This window comes from Agrobacterium larrymoorei (assembly GCF_005145045.1).
Taxonomy (GTDB): domain Bacteria; phylum Pseudomonadota; class Alphaproteobacteria; order Rhizobiales; family Rhizobiaceae; genus Agrobacterium; species Agrobacterium larrymoorei.
In genome coordinates this window covers 1,301,047-1,316,016 of sequence record NZ_CP039692.1, presented here as the reverse complement: position 1 = coordinate 1,316,016, position 14,970 = coordinate 1,301,047, and the positions used below count along the sequence as shown (strand labels likewise).

General features: G+C 58.1%; 14 protein-coding genes. 4 read left to right on the top strand and 10 right to left on the bottom strand.

Annotation, left to right across the window (positions count from 1 at the left end):
- Positions 1-40 precede the first annotated feature (40 nt).
- The 7 genes from CFBP5473_RS20360 to CFBP5473_RS20330 all read right to left on the bottom strand — a co-directional run bounded on the left by CFBP5473_RS20360 (position 41) and on the right by CFBP5473_RS20330 (position 7,606).
- Positions 41-958, bottom strand: coding sequence for a helix-turn-helix domain-containing protein (locus CFBP5473_RS20360; protein ID WP_027675128.1), 918 nt, complete (start codon positions 956-958; stop codon positions 41-43).
- 77 nt (positions 959-1,035) lie between these two features.
- Positions 1,036-3,096 (bottom strand): 3-hydroxyacyl-CoA dehydrogenase NAD-binding domain-containing protein, encoded by a 2,061-nt coding sequence (locus CFBP5473_RS20355; RefSeq protein ID WP_027675129.1) that lies wholly within the window; start codon positions 3,094-3,096, stop codon positions 1,036-1,038.
- Between the two features lie 3 nt (positions 3,097-3,099).
- On the bottom strand, positions 3,100-3,801 hold the full coding sequence (locus CFBP5473_RS20350; protein ID WP_027675130.1) for an ABC transporter ATP-binding protein: 702 nt from the start codon (positions 3,799-3,801) through the stop codon (positions 3,100-3,102).
- A complete protein-coding gene (locus CFBP5473_RS20345) occupies positions 3,788-4,573 on the bottom strand; it encodes an ABC transporter ATP-binding protein (RefSeq protein WP_027675131.1) in 786 nt (261 codons plus the stop codon). The genes CFBP5473_RS20350 and CFBP5473_RS20345 overlap by 14 nt, the downstream gene beginning before the upstream one ends.
- The gene (locus CFBP5473_RS20340) at positions 4,570-5,526 is read right to left on the bottom strand and encodes a branched-chain amino acid ABC transporter permease (RefSeq protein WP_027675132.1); all 957 of its coding nucleotides are present in this window, start codon (positions 5,524-5,526) and stop codon (positions 4,570-4,572) included. Before CFBP5473_RS20340 ends, CFBP5473_RS20345 begins: the two co-directional genes overlap by 4 nt.
- A 1-nt stretch (position 5,527) precedes the next feature.
- Positions 5,528-6,400 (bottom strand): branched-chain amino acid ABC transporter permease, encoded by an 873-nt coding sequence (locus CFBP5473_RS20335; protein WP_027675133.1) that lies wholly within the window; start codon positions 6,398-6,400, stop codon positions 5,528-5,530.
- A gap of 66 nt (positions 6,401-6,466) precedes the next feature.
- Positions 6,467-7,606 (bottom strand): ABC transporter substrate-binding protein, encoded by a 1,140-nt coding sequence (locus CFBP5473_RS20330; protein ID WP_027675134.1) that lies wholly within the window; start codon positions 7,604-7,606, stop codon positions 6,467-6,469.
- 201 nt (positions 7,607-7,807) lie between these two features.
- Here CFBP5473_RS20330 and paaG point away from each other — a divergent pair, with 201 nt between their 5' ends.
- From paaG to CFBP5473_RS20310, 4 genes are all read left to right on the top strand, one after another.
- Entirely contained in the window at positions 7,808-8,596 is a 789-nt protein-coding gene (paaG, locus tag CFBP5473_RS20325; RefSeq protein ID WP_027675135.1) for a 2-(1,2-epoxy-1,2-dihydrophenyl)acetyl-CoA isomerase PaaG, read from the top strand.
- A complete protein-coding gene (gene paaI, locus CFBP5473_RS20320) occupies positions 8,593-9,033 on the top strand; it encodes a hydroxyphenylacetyl-CoA thioesterase PaaI (RefSeq protein ID WP_027675136.1) in 441 nt (146 codons plus the stop codon). The genes paaG and paaI overlap by 4 nt, the downstream gene beginning before the upstream one ends.
- A 45-nt stretch (positions 9,034-9,078) precedes the next feature.
- Complete coding sequence (gene paaK, locus CFBP5473_RS20315; RefSeq protein WP_027675137.1) at positions 9,079-10,389, top strand: phenylacetate--CoA ligase PaaK; 1,311 nt, start codon at positions 9,079-9,081, stop codon at positions 10,387-10,389.
- 96 nt (positions 10,390-10,485) lie between these two features.
- Positions 10,486-11,082, top strand: coding sequence for a TetR/AcrR family transcriptional regulator (locus CFBP5473_RS20310; RefSeq protein ID WP_027675138.1), 597 nt, complete (start codon positions 10,486-10,488; stop codon positions 11,080-11,082).
- A gap of 22 nt (positions 11,083-11,104) precedes the next feature.
- Here the strand turns inward: CFBP5473_RS20310 and CFBP5473_RS20305 are convergent, their stop codons facing one another.
- The 3 genes from CFBP5473_RS20305 to paaE all read right to left on the bottom strand — a co-directional run bounded on the left by CFBP5473_RS20305 (position 11,105) and on the right by paaE (position 14,961).
- Entirely contained in the window at positions 11,105-11,719 is a 615-nt protein-coding gene (locus tag CFBP5473_RS20305) for a transferase hexapeptide repeat family protein (protein WP_027675139.1), read from the bottom strand.
- A 5-nt stretch (positions 11,720-11,724) separates the two neighbouring features.
- Positions 11,725-13,782 carry a phenylacetic acid degradation bifunctional protein PaaZ gene (gene paaZ / locus CFBP5473_RS20300; protein ID WP_027675140.1) on the bottom strand — a complete coding sequence of 686 codons (2,058 nt, stop codon included), beginning with the start codon at positions 13,780-13,782 and terminating at the stop codon, positions 11,725-11,727.
- A gap of 102 nt (positions 13,783-13,884) precedes the next feature.
- A complete protein-coding gene (gene paaE / locus CFBP5473_RS20295) occupies positions 13,885-14,961 on the bottom strand; it encodes a 1,2-phenylacetyl-CoA epoxidase subunit PaaE (RefSeq protein ID WP_027675141.1) in 1,077 nt (358 codons plus the stop codon).
- Positions 14,962-14,970: the final 9 nt, after the last annotated feature.

The following is a 14,970-nucleotide window of genomic DNA, read 5'->3' as shown; positions in this document are numbered from 1 at the left end:
GCGGCTTGGAGAAAGCCGCCGCATGAATTGGACTATTGCGTCAATGACGAACCTTGCCGGGCGTCTCGCCATATTGTTTGCGAAACTCCCTGTAGAAATAGGAAAGATCGTTGAAGCCACATTCATAGGCGATGGCTGCTATGCCATTTGGCGCGCGGCCATTTCCGTCCGCAATCAACCGGCTGCGTGCAAGTTCCAGTCGCCGCTTCATCAGCCTGCGGCTGGGCGTTTCTCCCAAAGGCTCGAAGTGCCTTTGCAAGGTGCGTTCGGAAACATTGAGGTGGAATGCGAGTTCCCGAGCACTGTAGGATGGGTCCATGGCATGCCGGTCGATCAATGCCAGCGCACGCGAAAGGACCGTATCTCTTGATCCGGCGGATGCGCGCAGGTCATGGAAATAAGCGCCAAACAGGCCGAATAATGCTTCCTGAAGCGGCAGGGACGCATTCGGCATCGCCACGATCTTGCTGATAACGGCGCGCAGCGCCAACCAGAGCGGATCCTGCCGTTCAATCGCAAGCCCGCCCGTACACACCTCTCCATAACGGTGCATCATTTCGTCTCGCGACAAATGAAAGGACAGCTGGTTAGATCTTTCACCATCATAGATGAAGCAGGAAGGCTTACCCGCGTCGACGAGAAACATGTCGCCCGGTGAGAGCAACGTGCTTTTACCGTTCTGCTCGATGCGACAATGGCCTTCATCCTGAAGCAAAAGAAACAGATGTTCCCCGGGATCTCGGCGGATCGCTCGGCTGTCGCGCACGACGCGGCTCGCATCCAGTGCCACGACAGCCGCATCGAAGCTGCCCATGTGGCGAAGGCTGATGTCGCCGGAGATGATACCATTACTGGAGTGAGATGGCTCAATATCGAAGACGCCGCAAACGCGGCGCAATTCTTTTCGCATGACTTCGACAGGCGTCGGCCTGTGCGTCGGTAACACCAGTTGCTGCATCGCGCCCTCATTCGCGTTTGGGATATTTTTTTGTCCCTTGAGCAAACATTACGATCAAAATCTCATAAGCAGAAATGCTATTGTGATGGGGACACCGAAAAATCTCCGGCCTGCGCCGCAAGACGCAAACTCTCGCTGGGCATTTCAGCAAGTCCGTCCGACGCAAGCCTTTCCAAAATAGATATCACCTCGCCAAGTCCTCTTGTCCTGGCGTAATGCATCAGCCCGCCGCGCCAGCGGGGGAAGCCGTAGCCATGGATTTCCACCAGATCGATATCGGCGGCTCGCAACGCGACGCGCTCATCCAGAATACGCGTCGCCTCGTTGACCATCGGAAGAACGATAGCGTCGGTAATGCTCGTCTCATCCCAGTTCCGTTGCGGATATTTCCCGGCTTCCTCCGCTATGATCTTCGCCACGACAGGCGATTCCTGCGGCGTTCGATCACCCGCATAATCGTACCAGCCTCCGCCGGTCTTCTGACCGAAGCGGCTTTCCGCGCAAAGCCGGTCCGCAATCGGTGCGAAAGGCGTCTCGCCGCGTCTGCGCGCGGCGGAGCGCTGGAAGGCGGCGATGTCCAGGCCGCCGAGATCCTGCGCCTCGAATGGTCCCATGGGCATTCCGAATGAACGCATTGCAGCATCGACGGCAGATGGTGTCGCACCCGACAATAAAAGCCTTTCCGCCTGCGTGCGTGTAACCTTCAGAATGCGGTTGCCGATGAAACCATCGCAAATGCCCGCACGCACGGGAATCTTTGCCAGCCGCCGCGCAAGCGCAAAGCCGGTCGCCAGAACCTCCGGCGATGTCTTGGCGGCAGGGACGATTTCCAGAAGTTTCATCACATGCGCGGGGCTAAAGAAATGCAGACCAAGAAACCGTTCAGCATGAACAACCGCCGCGCCCATCTCATTGGGATCGAGATAGGACGTATTGGTCGCAAGAATTGCATCTGGACGGCACACGGATGACAGCTTCTCGAAAACGGCACGCTTGACCGCAAGGTCCTCGAAAACCGCCTCGATGACGAGATCGATATCGGCGAGTTTTCCGTAATCGTCACTGCCCGTAACCCCTGCGATACGCTGGTCGGCAGCCTCCTGTGAAAGGCGACCCCGCTTAACGGAGCCATCGTAGATGCTGCGCACGTTATTGAGACCGCGTTCGACAGCCTCGGCATCGCGCTCTATCAGAACCACCGGCAATCCGGCATCGCGCAACGCCGCAGCAATGCCAGCACCCATCGTGCCCCCACCTATAACGGCTACCGATCGGATGTCCCGTGGCTCGATGCCGGAAAGTTCAGGCGGTCGTGGAGCCGCTCGCTCGGCAAAGAATACATGACGGAGGGAAGAGGCCTGCAAAGAGCCGCGCAAGCTCAGAAAGGTTTCGCGCTCGAAAGCCATGGCGCTGGAAAAATCCGTTTCGAGCCCCTTGCGTATCGAGGCCAAAGCGCGGATCGGCGCGACCTCCCGCTTGGCCCTTGCTGCAACGGACTTCTCGGCATCTTCCCAGAAACCTTCCGCTACTGCGGGCGCGGCCCGAACCGACAAGGGCTGTGGCAAAGCCGCTTGCGCAACACTTTGCGCAAATGTAATCGCACCAACTCGCAAGTCACCGTCAATGATCGCATCGACAAGACCGAGACTTTCGGCTTTTTTTGCCGTCACCGGGCTTCCGCTTGTGACGAGATCGACGGCGGCACCCGCGCCGATCAACCTCGGCAGACGGACCGTTCCACCGGCACCGGGAACGACGCCAAGCTTCACTTCAGGCAGGCCGAGGCTGGCGGACGGCGTGGCCAGCCGATAGGCACAGCCGAGCGCAATTTCCAGCCCACCCCCAAGCGCGCTGCCGTGAATGGCTGCAATCCAGGGCTTTTTAGCATTTTCAATCGCATCCACCACATCCGGCAAATGCGGTGGCTGCGGCGGCTTGTCGAACTCGCTGACATCCGCACCGGCGATAAAGGTGCGTCCGGCGCAGATGAGCACGACAGCGTCCAATGTCGCATCGCCGTCAAGATCACGCACCGTTTCGATCAATGCCTGTCGAAGCCCCTGCGACAGCGCGTTGACGGGTGGATTATCGATGGTAACGATGGCAACAGCGCCTTCGCGGCTCGTGGTAATCGTCATGTATCAAATCCCCAGATAAGCTTCGCGGACACGCTCGTCCGCAATCAGATCGGCAGCGGGCCCGGTCAATGTGATGTGCCCCGTCTCCATGACATAGCCCCGGTCCGCGACCGACAATGCCCCGAATGCATTCTGCTCGACGAGAAGCACGGTCACTCCACGCGCCTTCAGGCTCTTCACCACATCGAATATCTGAGCGACAAGGATTGGCGCGAGACCCATGCTGGGCTCATCGAGGAGCAGACAGGAGGGGCGGCCCATCAGCGCACGGGCGATAGCCAGCATTTGCTGCTGCCCGCCCGAAAGTCCCCCGGCGGAGAGGCTGCGCTTCTCTTTCAACATGGGAAACATCGCAAACGCATCCTGCATATCGCGGTCCACCCTATCGTCATGAAAGAGATAGGCGCCGAGACGCAGGTTCTCTTCCACCGAAAGGTTGGTGAATATCTGGCGTCCTTCAGGAGACTGCGAAAGACCATGCGCGACACGCGCATGGGCCGATACCGCCGTGAGGTTTTCGCCCCGAAAACGAATTGAGCCGGAAGTGACCGGCTGGATGCCGGAAAGGCATTTCAGAAGCGTCGTTTTGCCAGCGCCATTGGCCCCGACCACAGTGACGATTTCGCCAGCAGCGACCTCGAGATCGATGCCATGCAAGACTTCGATACGGCCATAACGCGAGCGCAACCCTTCAACCGACAACATGGTTCGCCTCCACTGCATTGGCGCCGAGATAGGCTTCGATCACACGCGGATCACGGGAGACTGTTTCAGGGCGTCCCTCTGCAATCTTCTCTCCATGATCGAGCACGACGATGTGGTTGGAAATCCGCATCACCATTTTCATGTCATGCTCCACCAGCAGGATGGAGACACCTGCGGCTGCGACCTGCGCAATCAAATGATCGATCTCCTGCGTTTCGACGGCGTTGCATCCCGCAGCAGGCTCATCGAGCAGAAGAACACGTGGTTTGAGCGCTAGTGCCCGCGCAATTTCCAGCCGTTTCAATGCACCGTAGGACAGGGAGCCTGCTTCCTGCCCTGCGACGCGACCTAAGCCCACACGATCCAGCAATATGCGGGCGCTTTCCTCTGATGCCCTGCTGCGGCGACGCGCGGCAGGAATGGAAAACAAATCCGCGAACACAGACGCTATTTCGCTCAGATGAAAGCCCGTGACGACATTTTCCAGAACACTCATCGCTTGAAATATCTGGAGATTCTGGAACGTCCGTGACAGGCCGCGTTTCGCCAAAAGATGCGGCTGCAAGCTAGTCACATCCTTGCCATCCAGCATCACATGACCGCGGCCCGGGGCGTATACACCGGAGATCATGTTGAACAGCGTGGTCTTTCCGGCACCGTTTGGCCCGATGACGGAAACGATCTCTCCTTCCTTCAAGGAAAAGCTGACATCGTTGACGGCTCGCAGGCCGCCGAAATCTATGCCCAGTCCTTCAATTTGCAGTAGGTTCATTCCGCCCTCCCACGAATGCGCCGTGCGATGGATGGCAGCAGCCCCTCACGCATGAAAATCATGACAAGCATCATCACGAGGCCGAGCATGAGCTGTTCGTATTCCTGAAAAACGGTTAGAACCTGCGGCAATGTGGTCAGGATCGCCGCGCCCAAAATTGCCCCCAGCACGGAACCGGCGCCGCCAAGCACGGTCATCGTGATCATCTCGACCGAATGCAGGAAACCCGCGACATCCGGCGTGATGAACTTGTTTTGCAAAGCCAGTAAGGAGCCCGAAACCGAGGCATAGACTGCCGAAATGACGAATGCGACAAGCTTGTAACGCGCGACATCGATACCGACAGTTCGAGCCGCGACTTCCGATCCGTGCAGTGCACGCAATGCCCTTCCTGTGGCGCTATAGCGAAGATTGAGAGCAAGCCAGGCGCCAACCAGTAGCATTAGACCGGAAAATGCATACCAGAACTCACTGTTCGAGAGATCGATACCGGCAGTCTTTAAGGCGGCGCGCAGGCCGAGTTCCGGCACGGCGATACCATCGGGGCCACCGGTCAATTGGGCCTCGTTGGACAGAACCATCGAAACCAGAATGCCGAAGCCAAGGCTGGCAACCGCGAGATAATAGCCCTTGAGCCGAAGGATAGGGCGACCAACAAGATACGCGATCAGCGCCGACAGCGCGGCACCCAGAACGGCAGCAAATGCCGGGTGCAAGCCGAGATGAACCGGAGCCAACGCGCAAGCATATGCGCCGATACCCGCAAAGCCGGCATGGCCGAGGCTGATCTGCCCGGCATAACCAACGAGAATGACGAGCCCGGTGACCGCCAGCCCGTTCACGAAGATCAAGGATCCCACCCGGTAATAATAGGAGGAGGGAAACAGGAAGGGCGCAATGACTATGATTGCAGCCAGAAGCAGAAGGGTGATTGCTTTGCTTGATAGCCGCATGTCAGACCCGATCCGTCGATGTTCGGCCAAACAGGCCCTGCGGCATGGCAAAGAGCACGGCAAGGATGACGACGAATGCTGCGGCATCCTTGTATTGCGAACTGAGATAGCCAGCGGTCATCGCTTCGAGAATGCCGAGCAACAAGCCGCCGATCAGCGCGCCTTTGGGATTGCCCATGCCGCCCAGCATGGCGGCTGCAAATCCTTTCAGTGCCAAGGAAAGGCCGACATCATAGCTGGTCAGCGTGATTGGCGTGGCCAGCACACCTGCCAGGGCGCCGATGGCGGCAGACATCGCGAATGACAGCGTCATGACGAAGTTGGTGTTGATGCCGACCAGTTGAGCGGCCACGCGATTGTTTGCAGTCGCCAGGACGGCGCGCCCAATCAGGGTCCGCGTGAAGAACAGCCAGAGAGCCGTAAAAACCGCAAGCGCGCCAACGATGACCCATAGACTTTGCGGAAGAATTGTCGCGCCGCCAATGGAGATCGGCTGATCGCCGGAAAAGGCGGGAAATCTATGCAACTGCTTGTCAAAAACCAGCTGCGTGGCACCCCGTATGAAGATAGATGCGCCAATGGTGATGATGATCAGCGATACGACCGGCGCACCCCGTGCGGGCTCTATGGCAAGTTTGTTAAGCGCTACGCCAATTGCGGCTGTCGCGATGATGGCAATCAATCCGGCAATCGGAAGCGGCACGCCTGCCGCATGGGCGAAAAAGGTTATCATCCCGCCCAGCATGACGAACTCGCCCTGAGCGAAATTCACCACATCGGAAGCGTTGTAGATGATCGTGAAGCCGAGCGCGACCAGCGCGTAGACCGCACCGACAGTGATCCCGGATAGAAAAAATTGCAGCAATTCGGGCATAGAGGCCTCCACTTCGCGCAAGACGGTGTCTGCTGGCCACTGCTCAAGGCAGCGGCCAGCAGGCGATCACTCGACGATTGTCCAGCCGCCTTTTTCGATCCGCAGCATTCGGAAGGCAGAGAGGTCGAGACCCAGATGGTCATCGGCTGACATGGTGACGGTGCCCGTGGTGCCGACGAGCCCCTTGGTCGCCTCTATTGCGTCACGAATGTCGGACGGTTCCGCGCTGCCTGCACGCTTCAGGGCGTCGACCAGGATATACAGGGCGTCATGGGCATAGCCGCCGAAGGTGGAAACCGACTTGCCGGTTGCCTTCTCGTAAGCCTCCTTATAGGCGGTAACGACTGCCCGTTGCGGATCGTTTTCCGGCAAAAGCTTGGCGACTAGCAAAGCCGTTCCCGGCAGGCGAACACCTTCCGCAGCCTCCTTTCCTGCCAGATCTATGAACCCGTCCGACGCCACCCCATGGGACTGATAAAGCGGCAAACCGACGGCCAGCTGAGCATAATTGCGCGTAATGATCGCTGGCCCCTGTCCGAAGCCGGGGTTGAGCACCGCCTGGATGCCCTCTTTGCCTTTGATGTTGGTCAGTTGCGGTGTCATATCGGCGTCCGTCGGGCCGTATGTCTCATCGGCCAATACTTCGATACCGTAATCGCCGATGATCGACAGGCACTGCTTCTTCATGGAAGCGCCGAAGCCGTCCGAACCGGAAATCATGCCGATTTTGCCGATACCGTTCTTCTTCATGTCTTCGAAAATCTTCGCGCAGGCCATGCGGTCGGTGTGCGGCGTCTTGAAGGTGTAAGGCCGGACCGGATCGATGATTTCAATCGCGCCCGCCAATGAGATGAAAGGCACCTCGGCATCTTCGAGCACCGGGATCACCGCCATGGATGTTCCCGTTGTCGTACCGCCGATGACTGCGACCACCTCGTCATCCTCGACCAGACGTGTGGCAAAAGTCCGGGCCTTGTTCGGATCGCCTCCATCGTCATAGATCACGAGCTTTAGCTGCTCGCCATTGACGCCTCCCTTCGCATTGATGTCTTCAACGAGCATCTTCAGCGTCTTGGCCTCGGGATCTCCCAAAAAAGAAGCCGGGCCGGTTTCGGAAATCGTAGCGCCGATCTTGATTTCGGCAAAAGCAGGCGTAGCACACCCGATAATGAGCGCGAGCGCGGTGGTGGTAAGCGTAAGTTTCATGTCGGTTCTCCTCCCAAAAACAACGACGATGACTGAGGCAAAAACTCCCCTATACTGGTAGCGGCTGGCACCCGGTGAAGGCGCCTGACCTGCTCTCAGCGAAAATCTCCTCCCCATCTGGAGCTTTATAATTGACTGACCGGTCGGTCTATGCAAGAGATTTTTTATCGTCGCCATTGGGAAAGGCGGCAGGGAGGTAAAATGTCAGATTCCGACACGATCCTGTCGGCGCTTGCCGATGGCGTTCTCGCGCTTACACTCAATCGCCCGGACAAACTCAATTCCTTCAATGAGGAAATGCACGTTGCGCTGCGCACCGAATTCGAGCGGGCCCATGCCGACGATGAGGTTCGCGCTGTTCTGCTAACCGGTGCGGGAAGAGGCTTCTGCGCGGGACAGGATTTAGGCGACCGCGACCCGAGCAAGGGCGTACCGGATCTCGGTCATACGATCGAAACATATTACAATCCGCTTTTGCGCCTCATCCGCAGCCTTGAGAAGCCGGTCATATGCGCCGTCAACGGGGTGGCCGCAGGCGCTGGCGCCAACATTGCGCTGGCCTGCGATATTACCCTCGCCGCACGGTCTGCACGCTTCATTCAATCTTTCTCGAAAATCGGCCTCGTGCCGGACTCCGGCGGAACATGGAGTTTGCCTCGGTTGATCGGCGAAGCGCGCGCAAAGGCACTGACCTTGACCGCAGAGCCACTCAGCGCGGAACGCGCTGCGGAATGGGGCCTCATCTGGAGTGTCGTGGATGACGACAAGCTTTTGGATGAGGCGTACAATCTTGCGGCGAAGCTTGCCGCCGGGCCGACGCGCGGTTTGGGAATGACCAAACGCGCCATCCAGGCCGCTGCAACGAATTCACTGGATCAACAGCTCGATCTCGAGCGCGACCTCCAGCGGGAAGCGGGCCGAAGCGCAGATTATGCCGAAGGCGTTGCCGCATTTCTCCAGAAGCGCAAACCGGAATTCAAGGGAAAATGAGCGTGTCGAATCTTTCCCCTCAAGCCCTTGCCGAAGCCTGCGCCAAAGCCATGTGGGACGAAGATAATGCCAGCCGTCATCTTGGCATGGAAATCATCTCCGTTGCCCCGGGCAAGGCAGCCATAACCATGACCATTACCGAAAACATGACCAATGGTGTCGGCACCTGCCATGGCGGCTACATGTTCACGCTGGCGGATTCCGCCTTCGCATTTGCCTGCAACACCTACAACCAGCGAACCGTCGCGCAGCATTGTTCAGTGACCTTCATCGCTCCCGCCTTGAAGGGCGACAGGCTGACGGCCACGGCTCATGAGGTTCTGCGACAGGGACGCAGCGGGATTTATGACATCCGTATCACCAATCAGGAGGGCGAGCAGATCGCGGAATTTCGCGGCCACTCGCGAACAATAAAGGGCACGCACCTGCCGGAGTGAGCAGGCGCGATACTACCCATTCGTATACTTGGAGGAGACAAGCATATGGAAGACCTTTCCCCCCGTCCGGGAGATCTGGAAGCGATAGAGACGGCATCGCGCGACGAAATTTCCGCGCTCCAGCTCAAGCGCATGAAGTGGTCTTTGAACCACGCATACGAAAACTCACCTTTTTATCGCCAGCGCTTCGAACAGGCTGGCATTCATCCATCTGATTTGAAGACCTTATCCGATCTGGCAAAATTTCCCTTCACCACGAAAAAAGATCTTCGCGATACCTACCCCTTCGGCATGTTCGCGGTGCCGCGCGAGAAACTCGCCCGTATCCATGCGTCCTCCGGCACCACAGGCAAACCGACGGTCGTCGGATATACGAAGAACGATATCGATACCTGGGCAACCGTGGTAGCCCGCTCGATCCGCGCATCGGGCGGTCGCCCCGGCGATATCGTGCATGTCGCCTATGGATACGGCCTGTTCACCGGCGGTCTAGGCGCACATTATGGTGCGGAGAAACTGGGCTGTACGGTCGTGCCGATTTCCGGTGGCATGACTGAGCGGCAAGTCACGTTGATGATGGATTTCAAGCCGCGGATCATCATGGTCACGCCTTCCTATATGCTCTCCATCCTCGATGAATTCCGCAAGCACGGCATCGATCCTCGGGAAAGCTCTCTGGCTGTCGGAATTTTTGGGGCCGAGCCCTGGACGAACGCCATGCGCGCCGAAATCGAGCAGGCTTTCGACATGCATGCTGTCGATATCTATGGCCTGTCCGAGGTCATGGGCCCCGGTGTTGCCAATGAATGTGTTGAAACGAAAGACGGACTGCACATCTGGGAGGATCATTTCTATCCCGAGATCATTCATCCCGAAACCGGGGAAGTGCTGCCGGATGGGGAGATCGGCGAGTTGGTGATCACCACGCTGACCAAGGAAGGATTGCCCATCATCCGGTATCGCACGCGTGATCTGACACGTCTGCTTCCCGGCACCGCCCGCTCCATGCGCCGCGTGGAAAAGGTGACGGGGCGTTCGGATGACATGATGATATTGCGGGGCGTGAACGTCTTTCCGACGCAGATCGAGGAACAAATATTGAAATGTCGCGGTTTGGCACCGCATTTCCAGATCGAACTCACGCGCGCGGGACGTATGGATGACATGACGGTTCACGTTGAGTGCACGCCGGATGCCGCGCATGAAACTGCGCGTGCCGGTTCGATCAAGGAACTTGCGCATCACATCAAGAGCATCGTCGGGGTCTCCACGAAAATTGCAGTCCACGAGCCGGGTGGCATTATCCGTTCGGAGGGCAAAGCGAAGCGCGTGGTGGATAATCGACCGAAAGAATGAAACGCCGGGATAGCACGGCGCAGGCTTTACTGTGTATAGGGAGGGTAACCACCCTCCCCGTCGCAAATCCAGGCACACATCAGCAGAGCAGGAACCATGGCACGCACGCGCGCAGTTGATTTCGAGGAAAAACAGCGTGGTCTTCTATCAAACGCTGCGGCAGTGTTTGCGGAGATGGGCATGGAGAAAGCCTCCATGTCGATGATCGCCTCGCATAGCGGTGTCTCGAAAGCGCTTCTCTACCATTATTATCCGAGCAAGGACGCGTTGATCTTCGATATCGTGCGCACGCATCTGACGGAATTGAGCGGCGCAATAGAGACCGCCGACCGGACAGACGTGTCGCCGCAGGACCGTCTGCGCCTGCTGGTGAAAGCGGTTCTGAAAAACTACGAAGGCCGCGATAATGAGCATAAGGTTCAGCTCAATGGCACCAATGCTCTATCGGCAGAGCAACTTGCCGAATTGCGAGCCATCGAGCGTCAAATTGTAAAGCGTTTTTCCAATGTCATCCGGGACATCAACCCTGATCTCGACAAGGATCGCCCCCTCCTGATGCCCGTTACGATGTCGCTCTTCGGCATGATGAACTGGGTCTATATGTGGTTTCGCCCCGATGGCCCGATTACGAGAGACCAATATGCGGAAATTGCAACGACGTTGATCCTCGAAGGGGTCAAGGCCGTACACTAATGCATGCTTCAGGCGCCACAAGTCAGCCTTCCAGCTTCAGCCGCTCCAGAATAAGCGGATCATATTCCGGGGCCTTGATCCGGCGTCGGTCGGGCTCGATTGCCGTCAGCGGCTCCACCGGCTTCAGCTTGTCTTTCGCTTCCAGCGCCAGCCTTTGATAAACGCCTGTCCCCTCACGCTTCCACTTGATTTCTTCGGCGGAAAGTTCGCGGATGACCCGTGCAGGTGATCCCACCGCCAGACTATTGGCCGGAATTTCGGCCCCCGCCTTGACGAAGGCCATCGCGGCGACGATCGCGTTTTCACCGATCACGGCCTGATCCATCACCACCGCGTTCATGCCGATCATGGCGTTGCGACCGATGTGACAACCATGCAGCACCGCGCCATGGCCGATATGGCCATCCTCTTCGATGATGACCTCGAGATTGGGAAAACTGTGTACGACACAGGTCTCCTGTACATTCGATCCTCGTTCCAGAACGATGCGTCCGAAATCCCCGCGCAGCACCGCACCGGGCCCGACGTAGCAGGCGGGCCCGATGATCACGTCACCTATAATCACTGCCGCGGGATGCACGAATGCATCGGGATGAATGACCGGCACGACATCGTCATACGCATATATCTGGCGCATAGCCGTCAGCTCCAGCTTTTGGCGACCATGGTCAGAACATCATATTGTGCAACCGTGGCACCCGTCTGGTTGGTGACGTTGCAATCCCATCTCACCTCTCCATGATCCGCGTTGATGCGTGGATTGATTTCCTTGCAGGTCAACTGCACCTTCAGTGCATCTCCGGGGTTGACCGGCGTGAGGAAGCGAAGATTGTCCACGCCGTAATTGGCAAGAACCGGACCGGGCGCCGGATCGACGAACAGGCCTGCGGCAAAGGAGACGATGAGGTAACCGTGCGCGACACGACCCTCGAAGAACGGATTTGCCTTGGCAGCTTCCTCGTCCATATGGGCGTAAAATGTGTCTCCGGTGAAACCGGCAAAATGCTCGATGTCTTCCAGCGTTACAGTGCGAGATTCGGTCAGCAGCTGATCGCCGATCTTCAGCTCGGCGAGCGATTTGCGGAAAGGATGCCGGTCCGAATGCACGGCTTCAGCCCCTTGCATCCATCGGCCTGTGACAGCAGACAGCATCGTCGGCGCGCCCTGAATCGCAGTGCGTTGCATGTAGTGTTTGACGCCACGGATGCCACCCAGCTCTTCACCACCGCCTGCACGCCCCGGCCCACCATGAACCAGACCCGGCAAAGGCGAGCCGTGCCCCGTAGACGATCTGGCGCTGGCTCGATTTCCGATCATGACACGACCATGAAAGGGTGCGAGACCCAAAACGACGTCTTCCGCAAAGGCTGGATCGTTGGTGAAAACGGAAGCGACGAGACTTCCCTTGCCGCGATAAGCGAGATGAACAGCCTCTTGCGCAGTATCGTAAGGCATGACGGTGCTGACCGGGCCGAAAGCCTCGACATCATGGATGGCAGACGCCGAAGCAGGCTTGTCGCAGTAAAGCAGAACAGGATCGAGAAACGCACCGGCCTCGACATCGCCTGACTGGATATTGGGGCTGTCGGGATTGCCCGCCACGATTTCCGCATCCACTGAAAGATCGCGAATTCGGGCTCGCACCTCCTCACGCTGATCGAGACTCGCAAGCGGACCCATGCGAACGGCCTCATCAGCGACATTGCCGACGACCGTCTGCCCCAGACGAGCGCGCAGGCTGTCGATGAGCGCCTCACTGTAAGATCGCGGCGCAATGACACGGCGTATCGCCGTGCATTTCTGCCCGGCCTTCACCGTCATCTCGCGCGCCACCTCTTTCACGAAGAGATCAAATTCCGGCGTTCCCGGCGCGGCATCGAGACCGAGCACAGCGGCATTGAGACTATCCGCCTCCATGGTGAAGCGCACCGAATTCTGCACGATTGCCTTATGCGTCTTGAGGCGCTGACCGGTCGAGGCAGAACCGGTAAACGTCACCGCATCCTGTCCCTCGACATGATCGAGCAGATCGCCCACCGATCCACAGACGAGTTGCAACGCGCCATCGGGCAGTATTCCCGTTTCGATGATACGACGAACCATGAGTTCGGTCAGATAGGCTGTTTGACTTGCGGGTTTGACGATGGCTGGGACCCCCGCCAGCAATGTCGGAGCAAGTTTCTCCAGCATGCCCCAGCACGGGAAATTGAACGCATTGATATGGACGGCTACTCCCTGCAGAGGGCTTAGAATGTGCTGCGCGGAGAAGGTGTTGTCCTTGGACAGCAGTTCCACGTCACCATCCAGCAGTACCCGCGTGTTGGGCAGTTCGCGCCGCCCCTTGGAGGCGTAGGAAAGCAGGGTGCCGATACCGCCCTCGATATCCACCCAGCTGTCGGCGCGGGTAGCGCCGGTGGCGGTGGAAAGCGCGTAGAACTCTTCCTTGCGGTCCATCAGGGCCAGACCGAGAGCCTTCAGCATCGCGGCCCGCTCATGGAAAGACATGCGGCGCAGCGCGGGGCCGCCCTTTTCGCGCCCATAGGTCAGGATCGCCTTGAAATCTATGCCGGTGGAATCGATGAACGCAACGTGGGCTCCGGTCGATGCATCGAGCAAAGGCACGCCTTCTTTAGCACCGACGACCCATTGGCCAGCAACATAGCTTTCAAGCCGGCGGGGCCGGTTTGCCATGATGTTCATTTCTGTTCCTTTCAAATCGATCCAGCGGAAAGCAAATCAAGAGCTTTGACCGTCACTGAGGGAGGGCGGCATCGTTGTTTGGCTATTGCCGAAAGTCCGCCGCTACTGGTCGTAGCTGACAACGATACGATCGGTTAACGGGTAGCACTGACAGGACAGGACGTATCCCTGACGAACCTCGTAATCCTCCAATGCGTGGTTGACCTCCATCTCCACCTCACCTTCGAGAACACGGGCCCGACACGTGGAGCAGACACCGGCTTTGCAGGCATAGGGAACGTCCAACGCGTTCTCCAGCGCAGCATCCAGCAGGCTTTGTCCCTGTTTCGGAAAGGTGAATGTCCGTGTCGCACCGTCCAGCGTGACGGTTGCCTGACAGTTACGCACCTGATCCGCCGCCATCGCTGCCGCGGCTGCGCGCCGCGCGCGCCCTGGTTGGGAGGAGGCAAAAAGTTCGAACTTGATCTGGTCTTCGCGAAGCCCATGCTCCCGCAGCGCCGCAGCGATGGCCAGCATCATCGGCTCTGGGCCGCAAATGAAGGCGGTGGCGATGGACCGGATGTCTATCCAGTTTTTAAACAGCGCCGCGCATTTTTCGCCATCGATACGGCCCGTGAACAGATCGATCTCCTGCGCCTCGCTTTCCAGAATATGCAGAACGGAAAACCGCCCGAGATAGAGGTTCTTGATATCCTCCAGCTCTTCGCGGAACATGATGGAGTTGATCTGGCGGTTGGCGTAAACCAGCGTAAAGCGCGCCTTCGGCTCCCGGGCCAACACCGTCTTGATAATGGAAAGCACCGGCGTAATTCCGCTGCCTCCGGCAAAGCCGAGATAATGCTTGGCAATATCTGGCTCCAGCGCGGTGAAAAATGCCCCCATGGGCGGCATGGCTTCCAACATATCGCCGGGCTTCAGACTTTCGTTGATCCAGCTGGAAAAACAGCCGCCATCCACGCGCTTGATGCCGACCTTCAGGACACCTTCATTCTTGCCCGCACAAATGGAGTAGGAACGGCGAAGCTCCTCGTCTCCGAACATGCGGCGGAATGTGAGATATTGACCCTGCGTGAAATCGAAGATCGCGCGATCCTCTTCGGATGGCTGTAATGTCACGACAACGGCATCGCGTGTTTCGCGTCTAACGTCGGTGACGGTCAGTGGATGAAAACGTGCCATGGGCGGACC

Bases quoted from the DNA above. Each gene is read 5' to 3' on its own strand.
- CFBP5473_RS20360 (WP_027675128.1), bottom strand. From the start codon at position 958: ATGCAGCAACTGGTGTTACCGACGCACAGGCCGACGCCTGTCGAAGTC.
- CFBP5473_RS20355 (WP_027675129.1), bottom strand. From the start codon at position 3,096: ATGACGATTACCACGAGCCGCGAAGGCGCTGTTGCCATCGTTACCATC.
- CFBP5473_RS20350 (WP_027675130.1), bottom strand. From the start codon at position 3,801: ATGTTGTCGGTTGAAGGGTTGCGCTCGCGTTATGGCCGTATCGAAGTC.
- CFBP5473_RS20345 (WP_027675131.1), bottom strand. From the start codon at position 4,573: ATGAACCTACTGCAAATTGAAGGACTGGGCATAGATTTCGGCGGCCTG.
- CFBP5473_RS20340 (WP_027675132.1), bottom strand. From the start codon at position 5,526: ATGCGGCTATCAAGCAAAGCAATCACCCTTCTGCTTCTGGCTGCAATC.
- CFBP5473_RS20335 (WP_027675133.1), bottom strand. From the start codon at position 6,400: ATGCCCGAATTGCTGCAATTTTTTCTATCCGGGATCACTGTCGGTGCG.
- CFBP5473_RS20330 (WP_027675134.1), bottom strand. From the start codon at position 7,606: ATGAAACTTACGCTTACCACCACCGCGCTCGCGCTCATTATCGGGTGT.
- paaG (WP_027675135.1), top strand. From the start codon at position 7,808: ATGTCAGATTCCGACACGATCCTGTCGGCGCTTGCCGATGGCGTTCTC.
- paaI (WP_027675136.1), top strand. From the start codon at position 8,593: ATGAGCGTGTCGAATCTTTCCCCTCAAGCCCTTGCCGAAGCCTGCGCC.
- paaK (WP_027675137.1), top strand. From the start codon at position 9,079: ATGGAAGACCTTTCCCCCCGTCCGGGAGATCTGGAAGCGATAGAGACG.
- CFBP5473_RS20310 (WP_027675138.1), top strand. From the start codon at position 10,486: ATGGCACGCACGCGCGCAGTTGATTTCGAGGAAAAACAGCGTGGTCTT.
- CFBP5473_RS20305 (WP_027675139.1), bottom strand. From the start codon at position 11,719: ATGCGCCAGATATATGCGTATGACGATGTCGTGCCGGTCATTCATCCC.
- paaZ (WP_027675140.1), bottom strand. From the start codon at position 13,782: ATGAACATCATGGCAAACCGGCCCCGCCGGCTTGAAAGCTATGTTGCT.
- paaE (WP_027675141.1), bottom strand. From the start codon at position 14,961: ATGGCACGTTTTCATCCACTGACCGTCACCGACGTTAGACGCGAAACA.